Annotated in this window: 17 protein-coding genes, 2 tRNA genes and 2 pseudogenes; 15 read left to right on the top strand and 6 right to left on the bottom strand. The window is 41.9% G+C overall.

Annotation, left to right across the window (positions count from 1 at the left end; translation table 11 throughout):
- Positions 1-9 precede the first annotated feature (9 nt).
- The 3 genes from ACE1CI_RS02155 to ACE1CI_RS02145 all read left to right on the top strand — a co-directional run bounded on the left by ACE1CI_RS02155 (position 10) and on the right by ACE1CI_RS02145 (position 2094).
- Entirely contained in the window at positions 10-330 is a 321-nt protein-coding gene (locus tag ACE1CI_RS02155) for a nucleotide pyrophosphohydrolase (RefSeq protein WP_413268160.1), read from the top strand.
- 5 nt (positions 331-335) lie between these two features.
- Positions 336-803: a DNA phosphorothioation-associated protein 4 gene (locus ACE1CI_RS02150; protein ID WP_413260808.1), complete on the top strand. Its 468-nt coding sequence runs from the start codon at positions 336-338 to the stop codon at positions 801-803.
- A 430-nt stretch (positions 804-1233) separates the two neighbouring features.
- On the top strand, positions 1234-2094 hold the full coding sequence (locus ACE1CI_RS02145; RefSeq protein ID WP_413268159.1) for a hypothetical protein: 861 nt from the start codon (positions 1234-1236) through the stop codon (positions 2092-2094).
- A 253-nt stretch (positions 2095-2347) separates the two neighbouring features.
- On the opposite strand, the pseudogene ACE1CI_RS02140 reads toward ACE1CI_RS02145, so the two are convergent.
- Positions 2348-2473: pseudogene (locus ACE1CI_RS02140) on the bottom strand (glutathione S-transferase family protein); the annotation flags it as partial.
- A 132-nt stretch (positions 2474-2605) separates the two neighbouring features.
- Entirely contained in the window at positions 2606-4204 is a 1599-nt protein-coding gene (locus ACE1CI_RS02135; RefSeq protein ID WP_413268158.1) for a DGQHR domain-containing protein, read from the bottom strand.
- A 142-nt stretch (positions 4205-4346) separates the two neighbouring features.
- On the opposite strand from ACE1CI_RS02135, the gene ACE1CI_RS02130 reads away from it, so the two are divergent.
- From ACE1CI_RS02130 to dndE, 7 genes and pseudogenes are all read left to right on the top strand, one after another.
- Positions 4347-4655 carry a hypothetical protein gene (locus ACE1CI_RS02130; RefSeq protein ID WP_413268157.1) on the top strand — a complete coding sequence of 103 codons (309 nt, stop codon included), beginning with the start codon at positions 4347-4349 and terminating at the stop codon, positions 4653-4655.
- On the top strand, positions 4648-5691 hold the full coding sequence (gene dndB / locus ACE1CI_RS02125) for a DNA sulfur modification protein DndB (RefSeq protein WP_413268156.1): 1044 nt from the start codon (positions 4648-4650) through the stop codon (positions 5689-5691). Before ACE1CI_RS02130 ends, dndB begins: the two co-directional genes overlap by 8 nt.
- 241 nt (positions 5692-5932) lie before the next feature.
- Entirely contained in the window at positions 5933-7189 is a 1257-nt protein-coding gene (locus tag ACE1CI_RS02120; RefSeq protein ID WP_413268155.1) for a DNA sulfur modification protein DndB, read from the top strand.
- A gap of 19 nt (positions 7190-7208) precedes the next feature.
- Positions 7209-8087 (top strand): annotated as a pseudogene (locus ACE1CI_RS02115) (LAGLIDADG endonuclease); the annotation flags it as partial.
- 114 nt (positions 8088-8201) lie between these two features.
- Positions 8202-9845, top strand: coding sequence for a DNA phosphorothioation system sulfurtransferase DndC (gene dndC, locus ACE1CI_RS02110; protein WP_413268211.1), 1644 nt, complete (start codon positions 8202-8204; stop codon positions 9843-9845).
- Positions 9846-10001: 156 nt separating this feature from the next.
- A complete protein-coding gene (gene dndD / locus ACE1CI_RS02105) occupies positions 10002-12002 on the top strand; it encodes a DNA sulfur modification protein DndD (protein ID WP_413268154.1) in 2001 nt (666 codons plus the stop codon).
- Positions 12003-12153: 151 nt separating this feature from the next.
- The gene (gene dndE, locus ACE1CI_RS02100) at positions 12154-12540 is read left to right on the top strand and encodes a DNA sulfur modification protein DndE (protein WP_413268153.1); all 387 of its coding nucleotides are present in this window, start codon (positions 12154-12156) and stop codon (positions 12538-12540) included.
- 91 nt (positions 12541-12631) lie between these two features.
- Here the strand turns inward: dndE and ACE1CI_RS02095 are convergent.
- The 3 genes from ACE1CI_RS02095 to murA form a co-directional block, all read right to left on the bottom strand.
- Positions 12632-12715 (bottom strand) — tRNA-Leu (locus tag ACE1CI_RS02095).
- Complete coding sequence (locus tag ACE1CI_RS02090; RefSeq protein WP_413268152.1) at positions 12694-13569, bottom strand: M48 family metallopeptidase; 876 nt, start codon at positions 13567-13569, stop codon at positions 12694-12696. Before ACE1CI_RS02090 ends, ACE1CI_RS02095 begins: the two co-directional genes overlap by 22 nt.
- Positions 13570-13757: 188 nt before the next feature.
- On the bottom strand, positions 13758-15131 hold the full coding sequence (gene murA, locus ACE1CI_RS02085; protein WP_413268210.1) for a UDP-N-acetylglucosamine 1-carboxyvinyltransferase: 1374 nt from the start codon (positions 15129-15131) through the stop codon (positions 13758-13760).
- Between the two features lie 349 nt (positions 15132-15480).
- Here murA and ACE1CI_RS02080 point away from each other — a divergent pair.
- Positions 15481-15562 (top strand) — tRNA-Leu (locus ACE1CI_RS02080).
- Between the two features lie 79 nt (positions 15563-15641).
- Positions 15642-16433: a TrmH family RNA methyltransferase gene (locus ACE1CI_RS02075; RefSeq protein WP_413268151.1), complete on the top strand. Its 792-nt coding sequence runs from the start codon at positions 15642-15644 to the stop codon at positions 16431-16433.
- On the opposite strand, the gene ACE1CI_RS02070 is transcribed toward ACE1CI_RS02075, so the two are convergent.
- Positions 16428-16646 carry a hypothetical protein gene (locus ACE1CI_RS02070; protein ID WP_413268150.1) on the bottom strand — a complete coding sequence of 73 codons (219 nt, stop codon included), beginning with the start codon at positions 16644-16646 and terminating at the stop codon, positions 16428-16430. The two genes, ACE1CI_RS02075 and ACE1CI_RS02070, sit on opposite strands and share 6 nt — an antisense overlap.
- A 242-nt stretch (positions 16647-16888) precedes the next feature.
- On the opposite strand from ACE1CI_RS02070, the gene lpdA reads away from it, so the two are divergent.
- The 3 genes from lpdA (at position 16889) to ACE1CI_RS02055 (ending at position 19677) form a co-directional block, all read left to right on the top strand.
- The gene (lpdA, locus tag ACE1CI_RS02065) at positions 16889-18328 is read left to right on the top strand and encodes a dihydrolipoyl dehydrogenase (RefSeq protein WP_413268149.1); all 1440 of its coding nucleotides are present in this window, start codon (positions 16889-16891) and stop codon (positions 18326-18328) included.
- Positions 18329-18459: 131 nt separating this feature from the next.
- On the top strand, positions 18460-19356 hold the full coding sequence (trpC, locus tag ACE1CI_RS02060; protein WP_413268148.1) for an indole-3-glycerol phosphate synthase TrpC: 897 nt from the start codon (positions 18460-18462) through the stop codon (positions 19354-19356).
- Positions 19357-19395: 39 nt separating this feature from the next.
- Positions 19396-19677 (top strand): DUF5340 domain-containing protein, encoded by a 282-nt coding sequence (locus tag ACE1CI_RS02055; RefSeq protein ID WP_413268147.1) that lies wholly within the window; start codon positions 19396-19398, stop codon positions 19675-19677.
- Positions 19678-19773: the final 96 nt, after the last annotated feature.

Genomic DNA, 19773 nt, shown 5'->3' with positions numbered 1-19773 from the left:
GAAATTTGGATGCGGAAAGAGTATGACAAACTGGTAAGAGATAAAATTCCCGAAATCATTCAGCAAAGTGGATTGAACTGTGAAACTTTAACGCTTTCCGAATCTGAATATCGGCAAGCTTTACGTCAAAAGGTAGTTGAAGAAGCGGAAGAAGTAGCGGTAGCTGATGAACAAAATTTAATTACAGAATTAGCTGATATATATGAAGTTATTGATGCGATTGTAGAAACTTACGGGATTAATCGGGATTTAATCATTGCCGAACAAATACGCCGTCGTCAGGAACGAGGCGGTTTTCAAAAACGGATTAAACTTTTGTGGACTGAGTAATTAAAATGGGTGCGAATCGAGTTAGAGTTGGGAAAGATAAAGCTGATTTAGTGAAAGCTTTAACCTTGGGAAATGATACAACTGGGCCATTTCAAACTTATGCAGATGCGATCGCATTTGCCGCCGCTTTAGGTGCGAAAAGGAAGAAACGGGTTGCTTTGCAAGAAGTTTCTAAAAAAGAACCGGGTGCGATCGCGCAAGAGATTTTTATTTCTAGAGGTTATGATAGACTAATCAAATTACTAGCAATATCCGAAACAAAAGACATTAACATAATTTCCCCTAATGACGCAGAAGCAGAAGAAACACGCATTGCAATTTTTGAAGAATACGCCAATGGCGGATTAGAAATTTTGCAAGAAGAACTCCGAGGCGCAGTTGATTATACCGAGAGGTTGCTATTAATGATGATTTCCGAAAGAGATCAAAAAAATCAACCGGAAGGAGAATTTAACTTAAGTAGATTTTTGTAGGGTGGGACGGGCAGGATGCCCATCCCACCAACCACCATCAATAATTTCAGGTAGTCTGACCTAGTTTGTGCTTAAAGATTTCTGCCCTGACTGATGCGAGGGATCGGGACGAGCAAAGGCGGATTTAGAGATTGCACTTTACGGCTTTATCAGCCGCCTCGTTAGTAACAGTGTTTGATTGGGAACACTAAGCAAAGGACGAGAGATTGCCCCACATTTCGATTTTATTTACCTAATCAATTGACGGCTCAAACCCCCATTGAATTTGTCCTGCAAGATGCTGCTGAAAACTACGTTTACAACGACCGTTTCACCGCTGCTGGAACTACAAAAAATTATATAAAGTTTTACCAAGAAACGTGCATGAAAACCACTTTTTTTAGACTCATGATTGTAGTATTATAGATGTACAGTAATCAGAAATAAAGATATGCCTATTAAAAATAATTCTCAATATCGATTGAAACATTTTTTTAGTCGATCGGACACTCCTTATCTTTTAGTGTTTTTCATTTCCTTGTTAGTTATTTCTTCTTTAGTAATTTTATTAAAAAATAAGTTTTTGTTTAGAGAGCTTAATTGGCTGGCAAAACCAACAGTTCAACATGGATTACTGACAGGATTTTTATTGTTATTAACTTGGTTAGCTGCTGTATTTTTAATTATTCAAGGAGAAACCATAGCCAAAGAATGGTCAAAAGGCTTGCGAAATACTGGTGATTTTGATGAAGATGATGCTGTATTTCAAGAAAAAATTCAAGTGTACATAGATAATTTCAATGGTTCAAAGAGCGAAAAACAAAGAATTAGGGAACAGTTGGAAGAAATTAAACTGAGGGCTAAAAGTCATTTCAAAGTAATGACTTATTTTTACGTGCGTTACTACACATCGATCGCAATTACATCTAGTGCCGCCATCATTGCGGCGATTTGTTTAATATTCATCAGTAAAGACGGCTTAACTAATGCTAATCCGTATGTAATTAATCTATTTTTAGCTTCTTCAAGCATGGGAATTCTCTTTGGTACTTTTCCGGCTGTATTTAAACAAGAAAAGAATGTATCGGACAATAAAGCTTTATACTTGAGATATAGTGCATTAGAGCAACAAATACTTACTTATTTAGCTACGGGTAAAGATCCAATAAATCAACCAGACGAGGAGGAAATAAAAAACTTTATTTACTATCTTGACAAACAGATGGAAAAGATTAATCAATTAGCAATTGGCTTCGATTCTACTCGCATTCCTAAATATCAAGATATTTATCCAGATAATTTTAAATTTTAGAAGTGAATTATAGGATTCAATTCAATTGCAGTCTTTTTTTTAACATACCAGAAACTTTCACTAATATATCTAAAAAAACAAGCAATTTTGATTTTTTCTTGCCTTTATTAAGGTCATGAAAATATCTAGATAAAGGTTAATTTTCCCTAATTTTTTAATAGTAAATTTTGTAGAGACGTTATATAACATCTCTACAAACATAGATAATCAAGAGGATATAATATGATGAGAGTAAGCAAAATGCGGCAAGATTTTAATAAAGTGATGTCAACACTTTATCAACACCTGCCCGGAATGCTGTAGCGGCACCTGCACTCATATCACGAGGCGCACAAATGCGATTTCGCAGATATGCCAGGGTTATTGCTCCTACAAAGGCAAAAAATGCTTAACCGAGCAGTATTGAGATGCGCTTTAGCTTAAAAACTCCCCACCAAAAACCCACAAAAACATCTGTGTACCCTGCGGGAAGGCTGCGCCTACATCCGTGTTCATCTGTGGTAAAAAAACCCTAACTCAACAAAACAGGTAAACCCACCTTTCGAGGTTCCACAAACTTGCCATTAAAACCGATCGCACGATCCTCAACCGTCCTCGCTTCCGCCACAGCGCGACGAATTTCCGCTCGTTCCATATCATCCTCAACCCCACCAACCAAATAAACAATTAACTTCGCCGCCAAATCCCTCCCCGACACCAAAACCCGCTTTTTATTAGCATCAAACAAAATCCCATACCACAAAGATTGAGGACTTTCCATATTACTAAAACCCCCATCAGCATCATACTTTTGCAACTTTTCAAACACCGACTCTAACGAAAAACCCTTTTTAAAAACCAGAATTCCCAAAGCTTGAAACAAAGCAATTTGCCCCACCGGACGAAACAACAAATTGCCCTCACCAGCAGGTTTTTCAAAACTAAAACGGCGCAAATCAGGAGTTTCCGTTCCCCCATATTCCAAACGTTGAAAACTCAGCAAATTCGCCAAATTGTCAAACACAGCTTTAAAACTTTCTATTCCTTCTTCCAGTTCATCATCTTCAGGACGTAAAGGAATCAAACCCTTTTTTTCCAAAGGTTTCCAATGGGGAAACTTATGTTGCAAATAGCGTTCCGACATTTCTTTAAGTGCTTGCAAAGTTGTTAACACAGTAGCCTTAGCAGCAACAGTCGCACTATCCCAATTAACGCGAGGATTTCTGCCTTTAATATCCTTCAACAAAGGATGAGTAACCGCAACTTTTCTCGCCACAATTGAGAACCCATCATTTTCATCTAATTGGGCTAATTGTCCTTTAGTTAAAGGTACTGCCATTAAGTTAACATGAACAAAGATCGATCGCACTCTCCGCCTAGCTTCCTCATAAGTTTCCCCCGGAATCACCGCCGAAATAAACTCAATGCCAATCTTTTCTTTAGCCAAATTTTGCAAATAAACCGGATCAACTTGATACTGTTCCCGCAAATCTTCAATAGTAATCACACTACCCGAAGGTTTCTTATCTTTTTTATAACGGGGAAGCTTTCCAGTTTGCAATAATTCCATCAAACCTTGCACGCCCATTAAGCGATGTTGACCATCCAAAGCGAAGATTGTCACATCAGGAGAAACATCCAATAAACCGACTTTATTATCTTTATCCAAAGGCATAAAGTTAGCCGCAGATTTCATCGCCCTTCCCTCATTATTCCATTCATTAGCATGAGGAATATCGACCCAAGGTTGATTAATTACTACTAAAACTGGGGGAAATTTGTGATGTTTTCTTGCTGCTAAATATTGCGCCAGAGAAGCTTGGCGAGTCCAATCTAACGGACGTTGTTGAATTTCCTCGATGCTTTCCGCATCAATTTCCACATTTTCCGTGTGGGAGTCGAACTTTTGCCGCAGCAAAGGCAAGCGAGAGGCAAAACGAACGCGACTGGCGAACCATTCCAGAGTAACCGAACCAATATAAGCTTCACTTCCCCCCATTTCGATTTTTTGTACCAAAATTTGGTCGTTTCTGCCCAAATATCGGTCAAGTAGGAGGGCTATAGCTTGTTTCTCTTGATTTTCTCTCTCCAAAATTTGACTCGCCAAGTCGCTAGCCGGGTTGTTATTCATGGGTTATTTTTTAAATTACTGGATCTGATTTTAGAAAAAATCCGGTTTGAAAAGATATGTGTAAACTTAGTTTTTTAAAACTTAGGGATATGTAATACTAAGATAGTAGCGAAATATGCTTAAATTGCATAAAATCGTAAATATGTCAATACGTATTGTTACTAAAAATATGACCCAGACACCAACTAACAGTAATTCCTCTGATAGATTAGACCGCATTGAGGTGATTTTAGAACGGTTTATCGAACAAAGCGATCGCAATATCACCCAATTAGCCCGAGAACAAACTATCACCAACCAGGTATTAAGGCAACTAATTGAAACTCAAATTGAAACAGATAAAGCGATAAACAAAATGGTAGAAATTCAGGCATCTTTAGCCGCAGAACAAGAGAAACAAGAGAGACTTTTAGAATATTTAATCCGGCGACTTGAGGTGGGAAATGGTTAAAACTGCGATCGCTAACTTTGAATATATTTTACCTGTAATTCGGGGCATTCAAGCTGGGCGCGAGTATTATGTTTCCATGTGCCCAGTGCGAATTTTGCCGAAACTTTTCCCCTTAGATGATGAAGAAATGCCTCCAGAGTTACGGGCGAGTCGCGAGATTAATTTAGCACGAATTCCCGAAATAAGTCAATATATTTTAAAACATCCAACTACTTATATATTTTCAGCAATTACCGCTTCTATCGATGCAGAAATTGCATTTGAACCAATCGGAACGGAGGCGGAAGAACGGAAAATTGGACGGTTGCGAGTGCCAATGGATGCGCGATTTTCAATTAATGATGGCAAGCATCGGCGGGCAGCTTTGGAGTTAGCATTAAAGGAGAATCCTGATTTAGGATATGAGACGATCGCACTCATTTTGTTTTTGGATATTGGGTTAAAGCGATCGCAACAAATGTTCTCTGATTTAAACCGTTTTCCAGTAGCGACTGACTCTGCTTTAAATATACTTTATGACCAGCGCGATCGCACCGCAGAATTAGTTAGGGAAGTGGTGAAACAAGTTACAGTTTTTCGCTGTTTGACTGATACTGAACATAGTGTTTTGTCGGCGCGATCGGGGAAGTTATTTGCGATCGATCGGATTTATAATGCTACTATTAATTTGTTGGTTAATTCTCAGCATCTCCCTTTGTTTCAACAGCTAGATTTAGCAGTGCGGTTTTGGAATATTGTCAGCGATAATATCCCTGATTGGCAACAAGTTTTATCTAAAAAAGTGGCGGCGGGAGAAGTGCGAAGAGATTACGTTCATTGTCATCCAGTGGCGCTTTTAGCTTTGGGTGAAGTTGGGGCTTTTTTGCTTTCTTTGGATGGTTGGGAGGGTTATTTGCAGGGGTTGAAGGAGATTGATTGGTCACGTTTTAATGTTGATTGGCAAGGGAGGATTTTGGTTAAGGGGGGGTTTTCTAAGTCTCGTGATAGTGTTAGTTGGTTGAGGGGGTATATTTTGCAATGTTTGGGTTTGGGGTAAATGAAGGGCAGATGTTTTTGGGGGTTTTTGGTGGGGAGGTTTGAGCTTTTTTTTAAACGCAGATGAATGCAGATGAACGCAGATGAACGCAGATGAACAGAGTTTAGGATACTAGTCAATTTCGTTTTAGCAGCCCATTTTTAAACTGATTAGTGGCATCCGCAGTCCTTTTTTCGACTGCAAATTGCCAAAACTCACTTTACGAGCTATGCTGTTGTTATATATAACACCAGAGGTCGCTATGATGCTCAACAGTCCTTACCAAATAATGGAAATCGGAAATGCTAATAATGGCAAGCGTTCCAGTGCTAATGTTGTTTTGCTTCCCACTCAACAGGAGGCGCAAAACCAAGCTTACGCAGATGCGGCAACTTCTGGTGCAAGAGTCTTTTTGTGTCACCTATACGAGCAAGGTCAAAGAACCCATCTCACATTTTCTTTGCCGTTTAACCTTCTGCTGGAAATGGCACGGTTGCAAACTGCTGATACTAAGAAAAACAAATCTAACGCAGAAGAGTTAATTAACCGTCCTTTAATTCCGAAGCACGTTGACGAGATTGCTAAGTACTTACTGGAAACAGAAAATTATATTCTTCCTCCTTTCATATTTAATTCAAATACGCCTATTAAGGTCTTTGCTTTTGGTACTGGAGCAGTTAAATTTGGTTATGCTGTTATTCCCACAAATGTTGAGCTTTATGTAACTGATGGACAACATCGACTTAAAGCAGTTGAGAAAGCAATACCAGAAAGACCTGAGTTAAAAGATGATAGCGTCACAGTTTTAGTTGTCCAAGAAGATGACATCGATCAGATTCATCAAGACTTTGCCGACTGTGCCAAAAACAAACCAATTCCTCCAGCATTACTAGCAGCATTTGATGTAACGAATGTTTTAGCCAAATTAACCCGACAAATTGCCAAAGAATTAGTTATTTTTGACGGTCGTATTGATAAAATTTCTGGAAAACTGGGCAAAGATCCAAATTATCTATTTACAATGAACCAGCTTCGGATTGGTGTAGCTGAATTTTTATTCGGTTCCTCTCGAAAACAGGTAATTGAATCTCGCTCTAATCAACAAAAGAGCGAATTCAAAATGCTTTTGGAAAAAGCAAAAACCTTCTATCTAGAATTTGCTCAAATTAATGATACTTGGAAGTTACTGCTTGACCCAGCATCAAAAACTGTGAATCTAGATTTGTATAGCTTGCGGCAAGAAAGAATAGATTTCAATACAGTAGGGTTTCAGATTATTAATCGTGTTGGACATTTTATTTGCTTTGGTAAGGATTTCGGCGACGAACAGCGACGCTTACTAATTGATGCTCTTGCAAGTATTGATTACAGACGTAGCTCAAGACTGTGGGATAACAGCGTTGTAATAGATGATGCTGACGGTAACAGAAAGATAGTTACCCAATCAGCAGGAGTAGACAAGGGTTTTAGAATTGCCTTCAAACAAGTAGAGGAAAAAACAGGAATAAAATTGCTTTAAACCCTATAAAAATAAAATAATGGATGCTCGATGCGTAATTTGTGGAGAGATAATCTTACCTCATCCCTTATACAGAAAAGAACACAAAACCTGTCGTCGTCCTGAATGTATGAAATCCTACAGAAGACAACACGCTTCTGTAGGTGACATCAATAGGCGAAAAGTACAAAGAGAAATTGATGAAAAAAATGGCAAGGAAATGGTTGCTTGTGCTGTCTGCGGAGAACGTTTTGAGATTATCCAATACTCACATCTCAAGAGGCATGGATTGACACCAGCACAATACAAAAACCTCTATCCTTTAGCATCCTTAATGACTAATGAAATGAAGAAAAGACGAGGTAAAGGAGCGGTAGTACAATCTTGTTATTTGAATTATTCAGGTAAAGAACCTGACCCTAGTTTGTTTGAATTTCTTACAGGGGCAATGTTAGGAGATGGTAGTATTGAAAAACGAATAGACAGACTCAATGCTAGATATGCTGAAGGAGGAAAAAATGAACTTTATTTAAAGTGGAAGCATGATTTTCTCAGTCAATATTTTCAGTGTTCTTTTAAGGCACGTATCTCATCGCCACATACAAAAAGTGGAAAACGTTATCTGGGATGGTGGTTGAGAACAACAGTACATCCTTTGCTTACAGAATGGCATAACAAATGGTATATAGAAAGAAAAATAGTACCGCGAGATATTGTAGAGCAGTATCTTACTGAATTTGCTCTGGTAGTTTGGTTTTGCGATGACGGATGTTCTACCAACGGAGCCTATCTTTATACTATGGCTTTTTCTAAAGAAGAAGTCATCTTTTTATCTGAACTGCTCCAATCTAGATTTGGACTTGCCAACAGTATCTTGAAAAACAAACAGGGACAATTCTATATTCGCTTCCGTGCTGCTGCAAGTCGGAAGATAAAGAAAATACTTACTTCCTTTGAAATCCCTGGAATGGCGTATAAAAGTCAAGATACAGTTACAATTCCACAAGAAGGAAGAAATAAAAGGTCATTAGATATGACAGATGTCCAGCAGATGTCACTATTTCCGCCGCGCACGGTTGGTGATTTAGTGGAAGATATAGAAAAGTTAACTAAAGAAATCCAAGAATTGTATTGTCAAGATGATGTTCCTTGGATCGTAGGTGTATCTTTTGGGAAGGATTCCAGCGCAGTATTGCAACTTGTCTGGTATGCGATCGCTAATCTCCCCCTTGAAAAACGCACTAAGACTATCTATGTTATTACAACTGACACATTGGTAGAAAATCCCATAGTTTCTGCTTGGGTTAGCAATTCTATTAAACAGGTAAAATTAGCGGCTCAAGAACAGAAAATGCCAATAGAAGCTCATCTGCTACAACCAGATCTTAAACAAAGATATTGGGTTGGTTTAATAGGCAAAGGTTATCCAGCGCCACGTCAAATGTTCCGATGGTGTACAGGACGACTAAAAATTGACTCGTCTAACCGTTTTATTCGTGATGTAGTAAGAACCAGCGGGGAGACAATTCTTGTCCTGGGTACTCGAAAAGCTGAAAGTGCTAGACGTGCTGCCACAATGAAAAAGCTGGAAGAAAAGCGGGTACGCGATCGCCTTAGTCCTAATGCCCACTTACCTAATTCTCTTGTCTATAGCCCGATAGAAGATTGGAGAAATGATGAAGTTTGGCTTTATCTAATGCAGTGGAAAAATCCTTGGGGATGCAATAATAAGGACTTATTTACGATGTATCGCGAGTCTACAGCAGATAATGAATGTCCTTTAGTTGTTGATACTTCGACTCCAAGTTGTGGCAGTTCTCGATTTGGGTGTTGGGTTTGCACTTTAGTTGACAGTGATAAATCTCTAACAGCAATGATTCAAAATGATGAAGAGAAAGAGTGGTTACAACCACTGGTTGATTTTCGTCTGGAATTAGATGTGGAAAATGACCGGGATAAAAGAGACTTTCGGCGCATTTGGGGTGAAGTCCAACTTTTTGAGCGTAATGTAGATGGTGAAAAAACTGAAGTTGAGCCAATTCCCGGCCCTTATACTAAAGAATGGCGGGAGTATTTGCTAAGAAGACTGCTTGAAGCACAAACCCAAATTCGCAAAACCGCCCCCGCAGAAATGCGCGACATCACTTTAATAACTGAGGAAGAACTCAGCGAAATTCGCCGCATTTGGCTAGAAGAAAAACACGAATTTGACGACAGCTTACCCCGCATTTATGAAGAAGTCACAGGTGAACCCTTTAAAGACACCCGCCCAGGAGTAGAAAGAAGATTACTCGGAAGCGACGAATGGGCAGTTTTAGAAGAAATATGTGAAGACCAAATGCACTTAGAACTGATGGCGAAACTATTAGATACCGAACGGCAATATTACACCAAAACTCGCCGTACCGGAATCTACGACACCATAGAAAAATCCTTCGATACCAGTTCTCGCCCCAAAGAAGAAGCAATAGAAAACGCCCACTACCAACGTCACTTAAAAAACGCCGTCGAATCCCTCAAAGAAAACGCCGAAAACATTGATCAAATCAGACCAGTATTAAACGGCGAAACCCCCGAACTGAACAAAAAAGACGAAGAAAACCCAACAACAGAAGACAACGAACAAGGCAAACAACTCTCTTGGGCAGACCTAAAATTTAAAGAGATGGGGGGATAGGGGGATGGGGAGATGGGGAGATGGGGGGATGGGGGGATGGGGAGATAATTTAACTACATCTTCAACTCTCCCCACCTCCCCACTTCCCCACCTCCCCACCTCCCCAGTCCCTAGTCCCCAGTCCCCAGTCCCCAATCCCCAGTCCCTAAAAAAACCGTGATCTTCCTCGAACTTTCCTTAGAAAACTTTGGCCCTTACCTGGGAAAAAATATCATCAACTTGCGCCCAGAAAATGATGGCGAAACTCGTCCAATTATCTTATTTGGTGGCATGAATGGCGGCGGAAAAACCACCCTCATGGATGCCATTCGCCTCACGCTTTATGGAAATCGCGCCCAATGTTCCACCAGGGGAAATTTAAGTTACAGCGAATTCCTAAATCAGTCAGTACACCGCCACACCCCACCCACAGAAAACACCCGCCTTGAATTAACATTTGAACATATCCAAGAAGACAAACCGACAATTTTTAAAGTCGTCAGATATTGGACAAAAGAACCCAAAGACGGCAAAGATACATTAGGAATTCTCGTTTACGATGATTATCTCAAAGAATGGTGGCCCGACAAAGCCTTAACAAACGCTTGGGATGAATATATCGAAACTCTCTTACCATTAGGAATTTCCAACCTCTTCCTTTTCGATGGCGAACAAGTCAAAGAACTCGCCGAATTAGAAACACCTCCGCCCTTAGTTGTCGATGCAATTCGATCGCTTTTAGGCTTAGAATTAGCCGAACGCCTCTCAGTAGATTTAGATATATTAGTTAGCCGCAAACGCAAAGAAATCGCCGGGGCAAAAGAACTCGCCACCCTAGAAAAATTAGAAACCAAATTTAAAGATTTGATTGTCGAAAGAGACAACGCCACCCAAGAACAAGGAAGCTGTCAAACACAATTAGAAGACAAACAAAAAGCCCTGCGACTAGCCGAAGAAAAATTCATTTCCGAAGGCGGAAAAATTGCCGGAGAACGCAATCAATTAGATCAACAACAAACCGACCTCAAAGAACAAGCCAACACCACTCGGCAAACAATGGTAGAATTAGCCGCTGGAGTATTACCATTAGCCTTAATAACTCCCCTGTTAAACCAAATTCAAACTCAAGCCGAAAGTGAAACCCAACAACAACAGGCGAAGATTGAAAAAGAAGCCTTACAAAAGAGAAGCGATCGCCTAATCCAATATATCACCAAACTCGACCTAAAAGCCAAACAAATCGAGCAAATAAAAACCTTCCTCGACCAAGAATACCAAGAACTAGAACAAGCCGCCAGCAGTAGCGAAAAACCCTGGTTACAAGCCGACATAGAAGTAATAGAACAACTAGAAAACCTGCTGAAATACGAACTAAAAGCCAAAGAAGAAATCGGCGCAAAAAAAATCAACCAACTCAAAGAAATCGAGAAAGATATTGAATTTTTAGAGAGACAATTAGCGATCGCCGCCTCCCCCGAAATCTACGAACAACTGCAAAGAAACGTGCGTTTAGCCCAAAAAGAATTAGCCAAAGCCCAAGCCGCCAAAGAAATGGCAAATCGCCGCGTCGAAGAAAGCAAAAGAGAACTAGAAAAAACCCGCAAAGAAATCGAACAATACAGCCAAGAACACATCAAACTAAGAAACAATCAACACATCATTACATCTGCTGCCAAAGTACAAAACACCCTCAAACTATTCAAAGAAAAACTAACCCTAAAAAAACTCAACAAACTAGAAAAAGAAGTAACCCAATGCTTCTGTTATTTGTTACATAAAACCGACCTAGTACATCGCATAGTAATAGACACCCAAACCTTTAGCCTTTTCCTATATGATACCCAAGGAAAAGCCGTACCAAAACATCGGTTATCTGCCGGAGAAAAACAACTATTAGCCATCTCATTTTTATGGGGATTAGCAAGAGTATCAGGTAGACATTTACCAGTGGCGATCGACACCCCATTAGGAAGATTAGACTCCTCCCATAGACAAAATTTAATCGAGAGATATTTTCCCGCAGCCAGCCATCAAGTAATCTTGCTTTCTACTGATACAGAAATAGGAAAAATCGAGGTAGAAAACTTGAGAAAATTGGAAGCGATCGCCAGAGAATACCTATTAAAATATGATGGAAATGAGCGCCAAACAATTGTCAAAGATGGGTATTTTTGGTAAGATAAAATATTAAGATTTTAACCACAAATGGAAGGAATTATTCCTGTAGGGACACGGCATCATAAAATAATGTCGGAGAGCCAAAATATTAATGATGCCGTGTCCCTACAAAACCTTTGCGGTTAAACCATGTCTGCCTTAAAAAAACATAATGGAACCCCCAGTAAACACCATCAAACTATCCCAAACAGCCAAAGACCAACTACTAAAACTGCGCCGCAACACCAAAATAGACCAATGGAACATCCTTTGCCGTTGGGGATTTTGCCGTTCCCTAGCCGAGTCAAGCATACCCTCCCCCGTACCCATCCCCGCCGATAGCAACGTCGAACTCACCTGGAAAGTATTCGGCGGCGAAATGTCCGATATCCTCATCCTCGCCCTCAAACAACGCTGCCACAACGACAAACTAGGAACAGATAAAGAAACCCTCGCCCACCAGTTCCGCCTCCACCTCCATCGAGGCATCGGCTACCTAGCAGGCGATCCCAATATTAAAAAGATAGAAGACCTAATAGCGATCGCCACCAAAAAGTGACTGGGTACTGGGGACTGGGGATTAGGGATTGGGTTAACAGACTTTTCTTGCCCCTCTGCCCCTCTGCCCCTCTGCCCCTCTGCCTAAACTATGGGCGGGGAGAGAATCGAACTCTCATTCCCTCGCGGGAGCTAGATTTTGAGTCTAGTGCGTCTACCAGTTTCGCCACCCGCCCTTGGATTCAGCTTTATTACTATAACGCATAGTCTCACCTTTTAGCAACCCCTGATATTCTTTACTACTTGCCCAGCGATCGATCTCCCTAGCCCGCAACACAGGCACCGGATGCGTCAAATTCACCGTTTGCGCCTCTTTCAGCATTTGCCCAATTTCACTATTGCTAATGTCATCGTAAGCCCGCGCCTGAGCCAAAAACGCATCCAAATTCAACTGTGAAGCTAAAGTTGGCGAACCACCCGCCAACTTCATCAACAACGAACTCACCACACGCGGTTCTTGAGTTGCTAGCAACGCCGCGCGATCGCAAGTAAACTCCGCACACCGTAACCATTGCAACATCTGCTGCTGTAACCCTTGCGCCAACACCGCCCCCCAATTAGGTAACTGCGCCGCTGCCAAAACCATAATATTTGCGATCGTCAAATAAACCCCATGATCGCACTTCAAATGACCCAACTCATGAGCAATCACCGCTTGAATTTCCGGTGGTGAAAGCAACTCCAGCAAAGAAGTATGCACCACAATAAACGGCTGTTTCCCGCGCATCGCGAAAGTATAAGCATTGGGTACTGGATGCTGGCGTACATAAAGCTGAGGCGGTTCCATATCCAGAACTTCACAAGCCTCTAACAGCATCTTGTGAAATTCTGGCAACTGTTTCTCACCCACCAGCACGCTAGCCGCAATATTTTCTAAATAAAAAAACTGTTCAGCCACCGGACCGAGTAAATTTCTGACCATCACATCTATCCCTGGCAACTGCTTAATCGCCTGAGTTGCCTCTAAATCCAGAGGATGACGAAAATGATCTGCTTTTAAACCGAGTAAAGTAGTTTTTGGGGAAAACATGAGGCGAACTTCTTTGTAAACAACAAAATTTTATTTATAAATCTGCATTAAGGGAAAAGATCCACTCTTCCTGAAAACATCTTAGACCCCATAACTAATTTTTATCCAAATTCCCATCAATCAGGCTCCAAAGTTAAAGGGTAGCCTTGTTAAAGCTACCCACAATCTTTTGGTTTGGCAACCAACTTTTATCCAGCTAGAGTGGACGAATTCAACTTAGCTGACTCATCCTCGCTTTTCCCTTCTGCCTGAATACGGCGTAAGCGGGCTCCCACTTTTTGCAGTTTCATCTCTAGATTTTCATAACCTCGATCGAGGTGCTGTAATCCTTTGATAATAGTTTTACCTTGCGCTGCTAACCCCGCCAGCACTAACGCTGCCGAAGCCCTTAAATCCGTTGCCAAAACAGGCGCACCGGACAAAATGGGTACACCACGCACGATCGCATGATTACTCTTAATGCGAATATCTGCACCCATCCGATTTAACTCTGCCACATGACGCAAGCGATTCTCGAAGACAGTTTCGGAAATTACGCTATCTCCTTCACTCAAAGTCAGCAAAGACATAAACTGCGCCTGCATATCCGTAGGAAATCCCGGATAAGGCAGAGTTTCAATATCCGTCGCACTCAGACGTTCTCTAGCAACTATCCGCAAGCAATCAGACCCTTCGGTAAATACCTGGGCACCGATCGCTCGTAATTTAGAAATTACAGCCGTTTGATGATCTGGAACTACAGGATACAAGCTGAGATCCGAGCGGGTAATTGCTCCTGCTACCAAAAAAGTCCCAGCTTCAATCCGATCGGGAATGATACTGTATTCCGTAGAGTGGAGGCGTGGAACCCCATCAATCACAATGGTTTTAGTTCCTGCACCCTGAATTCGCGCTCCCATCGCTCTACAGAAATTCGCTAAATCCACGACTTCTGGCTCTTGCGCCGCATTTTCGATCGTCGTTTCTCCTTCTGCTAACGTCGCTGCCATCATGATTGTCTCTGTGGCACCAACGCTGGGGTAATCCAAGTAAATGTGGGCACCTTTTAAGCGACGGCTTTTGCCTCGAACATAAGCGTTAACCATCCCATGCTCGATTTGCACATCTGCACCCATTAACTGTAAACCCCTGACATGAAGATCTACAGGTCTGGCTCCGATCGCACAACCACCCGGAAGCGGCACCTTCGCCACCCCTAACCGCGCCAGTATTGGCCCCATTACAAAAAAACTAGCCCGTAGCTGACTAACTAATTCGTAGGGTGCTTGGGATTGGCTGATGTCCTGGGCGTTGATGTCTAAAACGTCCCCATCTTGTTGTACCTTCACACCTAAAGCTGACAGAATTTCGCCCATCCGCCGTACATCCATCAATGACGGAACGTTCCGCAAACGGCAATCTTCTGAACAGAGCAGAGCACCCGCCATAATCGCTAGGGCGGAATTTTTCGCCCCGCTAACTCTGACTTGCCCTGAGAGGGGAGTGCCACCCAAAATTTCTAAAACCGATTGGTCTTCTTTGGCGTTGGCATTAGTGTCGGTTGAACCAGTAACGCGAGTAATTGTCCTGTCCTCCGAATTACTTCACAATTCGTGCGTCTTCATCTAATTTTGGTTTGATTCTACAGGAAAGTTTCCAAATGTCCATAATCGAGAAGTTTTTTTTATGACAAGATTGGGGATTGGGGACTGGGGATTGGGGACTGGGGACTGGGGATTGGGCAAACAGGGGACAAGGGGACAAGGGGACAAGGGGACAAGGGGAATTGAAAACACAACTTCCGAAACTCCCTCCTTAACTCAAAACTTCTCCCAGTCCCCAGTCCCCAATCCCCAATCCCCAATCCCTTATTGACAAATCAAACAACTTACTGCATGATAGTAGATTGTGTGCTAAATTAAAAAAATACAAGCGGAACTGGCGGAATTGGTAGACGCGCATGATTCAGGTTCATGTGGTGCAAGCCTTCCGGGTTCAAGTCCCGGGTTCCGCATCTCAATTTTCGATTGGCGATTTTGGATTTTAGATCGACTGTAAAATCCAAAATCTAAAATCTAAAATCTAAAATTACTATGTTGACCAGTCTGCAAAATCCACTGGTAAAGCAAATTCGCAAGCTGCATCAAGCCAAAGATCGACAAGAACAGCAGCTTTGTTTGTTGGAAGGAACTCACCTGTTAACAGAAGCGATCGCAGTTGATTATCCCTTAGTCACGGTTTGTTGTACTCCTCAGTGGCAGGAGAAATACCCCCAACTTTGGCAGCAAGTTTCCCAACGGTGTCAGAGATTAGAATTAGTCAGTGCAGAAGTGATTAAGGCGATCGCCACCACTATCCAACCAGATGGTGTAGTAGCCACAGCAGCCCGCGCAGCCACCTTCCGCACCCAAGTTCCTTACACTGGGTCAATATTAGCCTTAGAGACGATTCAAGACCCCGGCAATTTGGGGACAATGATTCGCACCGCAGCAGCGGCTGGAGTTTCTGGTTTGTGGTTGAGTGCTGATAGTGTAGACTTAGACCATCCCAAGGTGTTAAGAGCCTCAGCCGGACAATGGTTTCGCTTACCAATGGCAGTAACAACAGATTTAAAAGCTGTAGTTGGCGAATGTCAAAAGCAGGGAATGCAGGTAGTAGCAACCTTACCCGAAGCGAAATTAACCTATTGGGAAACAGACTTTGAAAAACCTAGCTTAATTTTAATGGGCAACGAAGGCGCGGGATTATCTGCGGATTTAGAAGCTTTGGCAGATAAACAAGTGAAAATACCCCTTAGTCCAGGGGTGGAATCTTTAAATGTAGCGATCGCAGCTGCTTTAATTTTGTACGAAGCCCAACGCCAACGTTATCAGAAAAACTTATGATTTGGGGTGCGATCGTTTTTCCATAAAAGCATCAATGTCAGCTAAAGCATCCTCAAAAATGTCCTCTTCTTTCTTTTTGCTCGGAGGCTTTCCTTTCGGAGAAACAGAAGTAGGTTTTTCCTCTGTCTGGGTCAACATACTCTCAAAGTCGTTAAGGGAAGCCATAAAAGCTTCCGCAGCCTCTTGACGCATTTTTCGCTTCTCGTTTTCCATAAAGAACTCCTAAAGTGTGACAGGACTCCAGGGGCAGGGGAGAGAGGGAGATTGGGAAAATACTCCCCCTACCTCCCTACCTCCCCATCCCCCCATCTCTTCTTCCCAGTCCCCAGTCCCCAGTCCCCTCTTCTAAATATGCCCAATTCTCACATGATGATTGCTGATTGCAAAAAATGTTGTCTAAATTACCCCGTCTAGTTAAGAATTAATAAGGGCAGTGAGCAACTGGAGAGGTTCAGGTGAGTCAGGGATTTGATTATGATTTAGCTATAGTTGGTGCTGGCGTGGGTGGACATGGTGCTGCCCTTCACGCTGTCAGCTGTGGCTTAAAAACTGCGATCGTAGAAGCTGGCGATATGGGTGGAACCTGTGTTAATCGTGGTTGTATCCCATCAAAAGCGTTATTGGCAGCTTCGGGGAGAGTGCGCGAACTACGCAACGCCCACCATTTGAAAACGCTAGGAATTCAAGTGGGCAATGTAGAATTTGACCGAGAAGCGATCGCAAATCATGCGGTTAACATTGTCTCTAAGCTGCGCGGAGATTTAACCAACAGCTTAAAACGCATCGGCGCAGATACAATTTTAGGCTGGGCAAAGTTGGCAGGGCCACAAAAATTATCCATCTCTACTAGCGATGGACAGGAAAAAACCATTACAGCCGAAAATATTATTATTGCTTCTGGTTCGATCCCTTGGGTGCCTCCCGGAATTGAAGTTGATGGTAAGACAGTTTTTACCAGCGATGATGGGATTAAATTAGATTGGCTACCGCAATGGGTGGCAATTGTTGGCAGTGGTTACATTGGGTTAGAGTTTTCCGATATTTATTCCGCATTAGGATCGGAAATTACCTTAATTGAAGCCTTACCGGAATTAATGCCCGGATTCGATCGCGATATTGCTAAAATTGCCGAAAGAATTCTGATTACTCCCAGAGATATTGAAACCAAAGTTGGGATGTTGGCGAAAAAAGTTACTCCCGGTTCGCCAGTAATTATCGAATTAGCAGATGCTAAAACTAAAGAAACTGTAGAAGTTTTAGAAGTAGACGCTTGTTTAGTCGCCACAGGTAGAATTCCCTTTACCCAAAACTTAGGTTTGGAAAGTGTAGGTGTAGAATTAGACCGTCGTGGCTATATTACCGTTGATGACAGCATGGCTGTACTTTCTGGTGGGGAAGTTGTGCCACATCTTTGGGCGATCGGAGATGCTACTGGTAAAATGATGCTAGCTCATGCCGCTTCTGCTCAAGGAATTGCTGCTGTAGAAAATATTTGTGGCAGACACAAAACTGTAGATTATCACAGCATTCCGGCAGCTGCATTTACTCACCCAGAAATTAGTTTTGTGGGAATGACAGAAACAGCAGCGAAAGAATTGGGAAGTAAAGAAGGTTTTGAAGTTGCCAGTGTCAGGAGTTATTTTAAAGGTAATTCTAAAGCAGTTGCCGAAGGAGAAGCCGACGGAATTGCCAAAGTGATTTACCGAAAAGATAATGGGGAAATTTTAGGCGTTCATATTATAGGTTTGCACGCTTCCGACTTGATTCATGAGGCATCAAATGCGATCGCAAATCGTCAATCAATCCACACCCTAGCATACCTAGTTCACGCCCATCCCACACTCTCAGAAGTCCTAGACGACGCATACAAACGCGCCGCCGAAGCAGTTAAATAAGGCAGAGGGGCAGAGGGGCAGAGGGGCAGAGGGGAGGAGAATTCAAAACTCTCTCACTCCCGAAACTGTCCCTAACTCAAAACTCAAAACTCTCCCCTAGTCCCCAGTACCCAGTACCTAGTCCCGAAAAAATGGAAATTCGTCGTCGTCCCCCAAATCCCGCAGTTGCAGTTCAAGAGTTACGCTATCAAATAGTAGCTCCTGATGCTGCACCAAAAAACATTTTGGAAGAAATTGTTTGGCATAAAGAAACCGAAGTCGATCAGATGCGGGAACGTTTGCCTTTGGTAGAATTACAAAAGCAAATCGCTAATCTTCCCCCGCCTCGCGACTTTGTTGGTGCTTTAAAATCAGCAGCCAAAAAACCTGCAATTATTGCCGAAGTGAAAAAAGCTTCTCCCAGTAAAGGTGTATTGCGGGAAGATTTTGATCCGGTAGCCATTGCCCAAGCTTACCAAAACGGCGGCGCTTCCTGTATTTCTGTGTTAACAGACAGCAAATTCTTTCAAGGCGGATTTGAAAATCTAGCCCTAATTCGCCAAGCTGTAGACATACCTTTATTGTGTAAGGAATTTATTATTTATCCTTACCAAATTTATTTAGCCCGTTCCAAAGGTGCAGATGCTATCTTGCTAATTGCGGCGATTCTTTCCAATCAGGACTTGCAGTATTTTGTTAAAATCGCCCAAGTCCTGAAGATGTCAGTGTTGATTGAAGTTCATACCTTAGAAGAATTAGATCGAGTGTTAGCCTTAGAGAAGGTCAATTTAGTAGGGATTAACAATCGCAACTTGAAAGATTTTTCTGTGGATTTACAATTAACCTGCGATCTTCTCGCCACTCGCGGTCAACAACTAAAAGAACGCGATATCGTGGTAGTGAGTGAGTCTGGATTGCATACTCCTGATGATTTACAATTAGTAGTAAAAGCAGGTGCTACTGGTGTACTAATTGGTGAATCATTGGTGAAACAACCAGATCCAGAATTGGCAATTAAATCCTTAGTTAGTGAGATTAAGCCTGACTAATTGATTGGCTATTCGTTAACCTAATTTAAGTTTACTTACATGGAGCCAATACCTCTTCCCTCGCCCGTCCAATACGAATTAATACTGCAATTGTTAGAACGGAAAACTAATTTTGCTGTATCTGACAATACAGAAGTGAAAGAAAAGGTGAGGCAGTTGATTATTACTTTGCGGAAAGCTATTGCTCAACAAAAGCAAATAGAAGATATTTGTTCTCAGGCGAAATTACCGACTGAGTATTTTTGGTCTTTAAATCATGTTGTCGATCGCTCAGCAGTAGAGGTAAATAGTGGGATAGAGAAAAGTCAGCCGCCAGTTTAAGATTTGAGATTTTGCATTTGACTAAATCTCAAATCCACAATGTATAATTAGAAACTCCTCATAGCTTACCTATAGTGTTGCTGGCGTTGGGGAAAA

Source organism: Floridaenema flaviceps BLCC-F50, from assembly GCF_041929275.2.
In the GTDB taxonomy this organism is placed as follows: domain Bacteria; phylum Cyanobacteriota; class Cyanobacteriia; order Cyanobacteriales; family Aerosakkonemataceae; genus Floridanema; species Floridanema flaviceps.
This window is presented reverse-complemented; position numbering and strand designations above follow the sequence as displayed.

Bases quoted from the DNA above. Each gene is read 5' to 3' on its own strand.
- dndC (WP_413268211.1), top strand. From the start codon at position 8,202: ATGACAGATGTCCAGCAGATGTCACTATTTCCGCCGCGCACGGTTGGT.
- ACE1CI_RS02135 (WP_413268158.1), bottom strand. From the start codon at position 4,204: ATGAATAACAACCCGGCTAGCGACTTGGCGAGTCAAATTTTGGAGAGA.
- ACE1CI_RS02150 (WP_413260808.1), top strand. From the start codon at position 336: ATGGGTGCGAATCGAGTTAGAGTTGGGAAAGATAAAGCTGATTTAGTG.
- ACE1CI_RS02130 (WP_413268157.1), top strand. From the start codon at position 4,347: ATGTCAATACGTATTGTTACTAAAAATATGACCCAGACACCAACTAAC.
- ACE1CI_RS02155 (WP_413268160.1), top strand. From the start codon at position 10: ATGCGGAAAGAGTATGACAAACTGGTAAGAGATAAAATTCCCGAAATC.
- trpC (WP_413268148.1), top strand. From the start codon at position 18,460: ATGGAAATTCGTCGTCGTCCCCCAAATCCCGCAGTTGCAGTTCAAGAG.
- ACE1CI_RS02145 (WP_413268159.1), top strand. From the start codon at position 1,234: ATGCCTATTAAAAATAATTCTCAATATCGATTGAAACATTTTTTTAGT.
- ACE1CI_RS02120 (WP_413268155.1), top strand. From the start codon at position 5,933: ATGATGCTCAACAGTCCTTACCAAATAATGGAAATCGGAAATGCTAAT.
- dndB (WP_413268156.1), top strand. From the start codon at position 4,648: ATGGTTAAAACTGCGATCGCTAACTTTGAATATATTTTACCTGTAATT.
- ACE1CI_RS02090 (WP_413268152.1), bottom strand. From the start codon at position 13,569: ATGTTTTCCCCAAAAACTACTTTACTCGGTTTAAAAGCAGATCATTTT.
- ACE1CI_RS02055 (WP_413268147.1), top strand. From the start codon at position 19,396: ATGGAGCCAATACCTCTTCCCTCGCCCGTCCAATACGAATTAATACTG.
- dndE (WP_413268153.1), top strand. From the start codon at position 12,154: ATGGAACCCCCAGTAAACACCATCAAACTATCCCAAACAGCCAAAGAC.
- ACE1CI_RS02070 (WP_413268150.1), bottom strand. From the start codon at position 16,646: ATGGAAAACGAGAAGCGAAAAATGCGTCAAGAGGCTGCGGAAGCTTTT.
- ACE1CI_RS02075 (WP_413268151.1), top strand. From the start codon at position 15,642: ATGTTGACCAGTCTGCAAAATCCACTGGTAAAGCAAATTCGCAAGCTG.